Origin of the sequence: Streptococcus sp. GMD1S (assembly GCF_000296875.1) — a bacterium.
GTDB lineage: Bacteria > Bacillota > Bacilli > Lactobacillales > Streptococcaceae > Streptococcus.
Genome location: NZ_AJQY01000062.1, coordinates 1 through 5,014, shown reverse-complemented (window position 1 = coordinate 5,014; position 5,014 = coordinate 1). Strand labels below are relative to the sequence as shown.

The following is a 5,014-nucleotide window of genomic DNA, read 5'->3' as shown; positions in this document are numbered from 1 at the left end:
GAAGAATAGAATTTTTAAATATATAGGAAGTAGTCTGTTGGCATTAGGGTTGCTTGCATTGATTATTTTTTTGAATCTATCTGTTCAAAAAAATACAACGATTAGCAATGAAAATAATGCAAAGGCTAATCAGCAGACAAAATTAAATGTAGCTATCGTAAATGAAGATAAGCCTGTCTACGTAGATACAAAAGAATACAATCTAGGTGCTAGTTATGTAAAAAATATCGAGCGTGATAATTCACAAAATTGGTCTGTTGTCCCTCGTGGAGCAGCTGATTCTGGGTTAGAAAGTGGGAAATACCAACTCGTTTTAACAATTCCTAGTGACTTTTCTGAAAAAATACTCGATATTAACAGCATCAATGTTGATAAGACAACTATCAATTATAAGGTGAATGCGCAAGGAAATTTGCAAGTAGAAAATGATGCAAATAAACTAGCGAAAGATATTGTTTCTGATTTGAATGGTCAGTTAGTTGACATGTATATGGCTAGTATTTTGAACAACCTTTATACAGCACAAAAGAATGTTCAAGCTAGCTCACAGATACAAGCAACCAATATCGGAAACTATCGTACGAATTTATATAATACAGCTATCAACTCTAAAAATCTTTTCCCAACTCTCTATAGTATGTCTAGTTCCTCTGTTGACGCCAACACTGCTTTAAAGACAGGTTTGGAGGGCTACTCACAGATTTTTGGTCGTTTTGATGTTTCGCAGATTGCCTATGGCGAGAAGTTTGGAACTCTACTTAAGAATAGAGTAGATGAGAAGAAAAATCATGCGGATGTTATCACTGGGCTCATTTCTCAGAGTCGGGAAGACGTTAAGGGACAAATTGAAACCTATAAGGAATTAATTAAAGCTCAAGGTAGTCTGACTGCGAATATAGATGGAACACCAGCATCCACTGATGGAACGTCACCAGAAGTTGAGGCTTACTATAAAAAAGTAGCAGAAAGCATCAGCACAGAGATTGGTAGCTTACAGAAAAATCTAACAGATGAAAGAACCAAGTTTGAAAATCATAAAAATGATATTCATAACTTTATTGATGAGAAATTAGCCACTTACTATGGAACAAGTGAGAAGAGCAAAATCACTCTTGATCGATTTTTGGATAAAGCTGCAAACAAGGATTTAGAGAAGGTTGAGGAATCTCTAAAAGAGCAGCTGGCTTCTGCAATCTCAGAATTACCCAAAGAAGACTTTAGTGGAAAAGAATTTAGTGGTTTTGGTATGACACCAATCACAATTCCTTCTGTAAACTATACAGATTTAAAAACGATTAAAGAGCCAAGCGACGAGATTTCTTTGACGGACTTGAAGAATCTGGAACATCTGGCAATCACGAGTACGAGTGCTGTTGGACGAACAGGAACAAAGGCTAAGGTATCATGGAAGGCTGGAACAGGAGTGACGGTTCATTCGGTCACTTATGATGGCACACCAGTTGAGTTTGGTCAAGAAATTGATTTGAAGACGGGTGGGACTTTCAAAGTAGCCTATAGTGTTGCAGAGGCAGCTCCGACTCCAACTACAAGTTCAACGGGGGCTTCAAGCCCAACTCCAAAAGCGGAGCCAAAGACTGTTGATATTTCCTTGAATGATGTTCAAGCAGTCAGTGCTCCGATAGATGTCTTAGCCGTTCAGCAAGCAGCAGTGACTTATGGACAAAAGGTTCAGAAAATAGCTTCTGACTACCAAAAGGTGGAAGCACTCAGACAAGCATACAATACTGTCAAAGAGTTACGAAATAGTGATGTAACAGATGCTTTATCAAATATTTGGCTTGAAGCTATTAGTTCAAACCTGAAGAAGTATGAAGACAGTCTGACTGCACCTGCTAGCGATACAGATACAGAGGGTACTAAAGAGAAAGTAGATAAAGCCTTGTCAAAACTGACTACTCTCAAGCCTGTTCTAGAAAAAAATGTGAAGGATGTTTTGACTACCAACCAAGAATTGAATACAAAAATCAATGAACAGTTAGAGTTGTACAAGAAGTTGGAAGAAAATCTAAAGGATTTGGTTGAGAAGCAAGGGAAAGGCAATGATGCTTTTGAAGAGACTAATAATCAATTGGCTACCCTAAATTCGGATTATGCAGCTCTCTTGTCAGAAACTACGGGTGTGAAGGAATCTTCTCAAAGTAATGTCAAAGCTGCAGAGTCTGTGAATGAGACTTTAGGTAATTTCAATCGTGAATTGTCAAACGCTCAAACAAGTACTGAAAAGTTGTCACAAGATGCTGACTCCTTGATGACGCAGTTTAACGAAGAATTAACTAACAATGGAAACTTTGTAGAATCCTTTGTGAAGGTTCTGAATAATGCCTATCAAAATGGGGTACCAAATGAAGTGTTGTTGAACTTCTTATCCAATCCTGTTACCCAAAATGCTACTTCAGTGAAAGCGACTGTCAATGTTTACCGTCCATTTACATGGATTTTACTATTGGAGATTGTTAGTCTCTTTACAGCCTATCTGTTTGCAACTCAAAACGTTATTCGCAAAGTCAAAGATAAGTTCAAACTTGATAAGTTACATGATACAGACTTGATGACGGTAACCATCCTATCTGCTTTAAGTATCGTTGTCGGATTGGTAGTTGGTGTTGTATCAAGTGTTCAGCTACAGGTTGGTCGTGAATATCAACCATCTTGGGTTCTATTAATTGTTTTAGCCGCATTTGTACTGATTCAAGGACAATATCTATTGCTTAAACATTTCCGAGTGATTGGTATGGGACTCTCCTTCTTTATGATGATTAGCTTTGTCTACCTATCAAATGCTATTGGGACAACAGCAAGTCTAACTGGTTTCCCAGCATTTATCAAAAATCTCAATGCGTTATCAATATTAGAAGGTTTGCTTTCAGGATACTTTGATGGACATCCAGCAGCAATTATCGCTTTTGTTGCAACGATTGTTGTCATAGCTGTTTTACTTGTTATAAATATTTTTATCAGAGAAAGTAGTTTGTGGTTTCAAGCAAGCCAAGCTGAGAAAGAATAGAAAATAGAAATATGAAGAAAATCATTCTTTTCCTTCTTACCTTAGTAACATGTGCAGCAGTCTCTGGGGCTGCTGCAGATGATTTGAAGGATAACAGTCTGCAGATTGATGATTCCCGACTTGAAAAGAAAGAGGGATTGAAATTTGGTCTACAGTCTGAACAAACCAAGGAGCTTTTTAATGAAGCAACTCAAAAGAGGTTGCAGGACATGCAACAGCATCAAGAGGAACAGTTGATCACAGAAAGGGGCCAACTGTTTTCTGCTATACAGAGACCAGTGAAAAAATCTTCTGAAGAACAGTTGTTTCAGCCCAATGCTCAAAAAACAATTAAATTTCAAACAAATATAGGCCATGTAGAAAAAGGTGGTCTGAATGACTTTCTTCCAGAGATATTCTATGTGGTGTTGATTTTCTTGCTTTTTGGAGCAACGGCAGTAATGAGTTATCGTGTGATGGTAGAAGGGATGGACTAAGTTTTTAACTAGTCTGTCTAAATAACTTAGAAAAGGATAAACCAGGCATAGGAGGCGTGTAAAAGGTGGAGCAACATATCAATATTACCCTACGTTTGAGAGAAAGAGATGTGGATATTCGCATCCCACGGCGAATTGAAGTGCGCCGGCTGGTGCGAGAAGTGGATACGATTTTTAATCCAGGTATCAAGCGAAAAAAATATCAATTAAGAATTGTCAATAAAGGTTTGTTGATTGATGAAGGGAAACATCTGTCTGATTATCCTATGACGACAGGAGATTTAGTAGAAATTGAGGAGATATAGGTGGCTGAAGAAAAATTTGAATTTGGTGGACAGTCGTTTGTCTATGAAAAAAATGAAACAAACTGGGAATTAAAACTCAAACGTTCAGATGTTGCGAGTCAAGATTTACGGGAACTCTTACTATTGGATTTGCATCATCCATTCTTTTTGGAGCAATCGATGGTATCTGATGAGGATAGTGTCACCTTCTCCTATCAAGTCGAAGCTTATGGACTGACTTATGAGGAAATAAAGGAACGTACCATTTCGGAAAGAATCCGTTTGGCCCTAAACGTTTTTCGTCTAGAGGGCGCCTTGGAGTTACCTGTGACTTTCCTTTTGCACCCAGTAAATCTCTTTATTACCAAGGATGCTCAGGCTAAGATTGCTTATCGCGGAATTCCTGGTCTGATGGTTCCTCAATCAATATCCTCAGAAGATTTTTTACGCCAGGCTAAATGTTTTACAGTAACACTATTTAGCGATTTGGATTTCATGGATCTTTATAATGGTTCCTTGGAATTAGAGACCTTGCCCGACTTCTTAAATGACCTATGTCAGGCAGATGATATAGAGGCTGCAGTAGCTGTTTTGGAGAAGTACTACACGGAGAAGGCTGCGAAAGAACGGGCAGATTTGGTCTTGGTTCCAAGTAGACGCCATCGTGTCTTTAAACTGGCAACGATTTGGTTAACAGCCAGCGTTGTCTTGTTGATCGTTCCACTTATCTATCTGATTTTTGTGCAAAATCCTTTCAAAGAAAAGATGTTGCAGGCAGATACTGCCTTTATTAAAGTGGATTATAGTGGTGTTATTACAGAATTAGAGAGAATTGATCCAGCTAGCTTGCCGAATACGCAAAAGTATGAGTTGGCTTACTCTTATATTCAGGGGTTGGAATTTTCTTCTGAACAAAAGAAAGTCATCTTGAACAACGTAACACTCAAGTCAGATGAGCTTTATTTGACTTACTGGATCCAGGTTGGGCGCAATCGTTTTGAAGAGGCTCTTGATATTGCGAAACGGATTAACGACAGTGACTTGATTCTCTACGCTTTGACTCAGGAAATCAAGCAGGTTCGAGAAGATGGCAACTTGTCAGGAAAAGACCGTGAAAGTAAGTTGAATACTTTGGAAAGCGAGTATAAGAAATACTGGGATAGTCGAAGTGAGCTACTAACGAGTGAATCAAGCTCCAATGCTTCTACAACTCCTAATCCGCAAGACAA

At 38.4% G+C, this 5,014-nt stretch carries 4 protein-coding genes; all 4 read left to right on the top strand.

The window, feature by feature from the left end; all coding sequences use genetic code 11:
* Positions 1–10 precede the first annotated feature (10 nt).
* Positions 11–3,025, top strand: a complete 3,015-nt coding sequence (gene esaA, locus GMD1S_RS06575; protein WP_044135661.1) for a type VII secretion protein EsaA — start codon at positions 11–13, stop codon at positions 3,023–3,025.
* Between the two features lie 11 nt (positions 3,026–3,036).
* On the top strand, positions 3,037–3,501 hold the full coding sequence (gene essA / locus GMD1S_RS06570) for a type VII secretion protein EssA (RefSeq protein WP_000720508.1): 465 nt from the start codon (positions 3,037–3,039) through the stop codon (positions 3,499–3,501).
* A gap of 65 nt (positions 3,502–3,566) precedes the next feature.
* Entirely contained in the window at positions 3,567–3,806 is a 240-nt protein-coding gene (locus GMD1S_RS06565; RefSeq protein WP_000434883.1) for an EsaB/YukD family protein, read from the top strand.
* Positions 3,807–5,014, top strand: a 1,208-nt coding sequence (gene essB, locus GMD1S_RS06560; RefSeq protein WP_000796949.1) for a type VII secretion protein EssB, incomplete at its 3' end; no start/stop codon positions are given.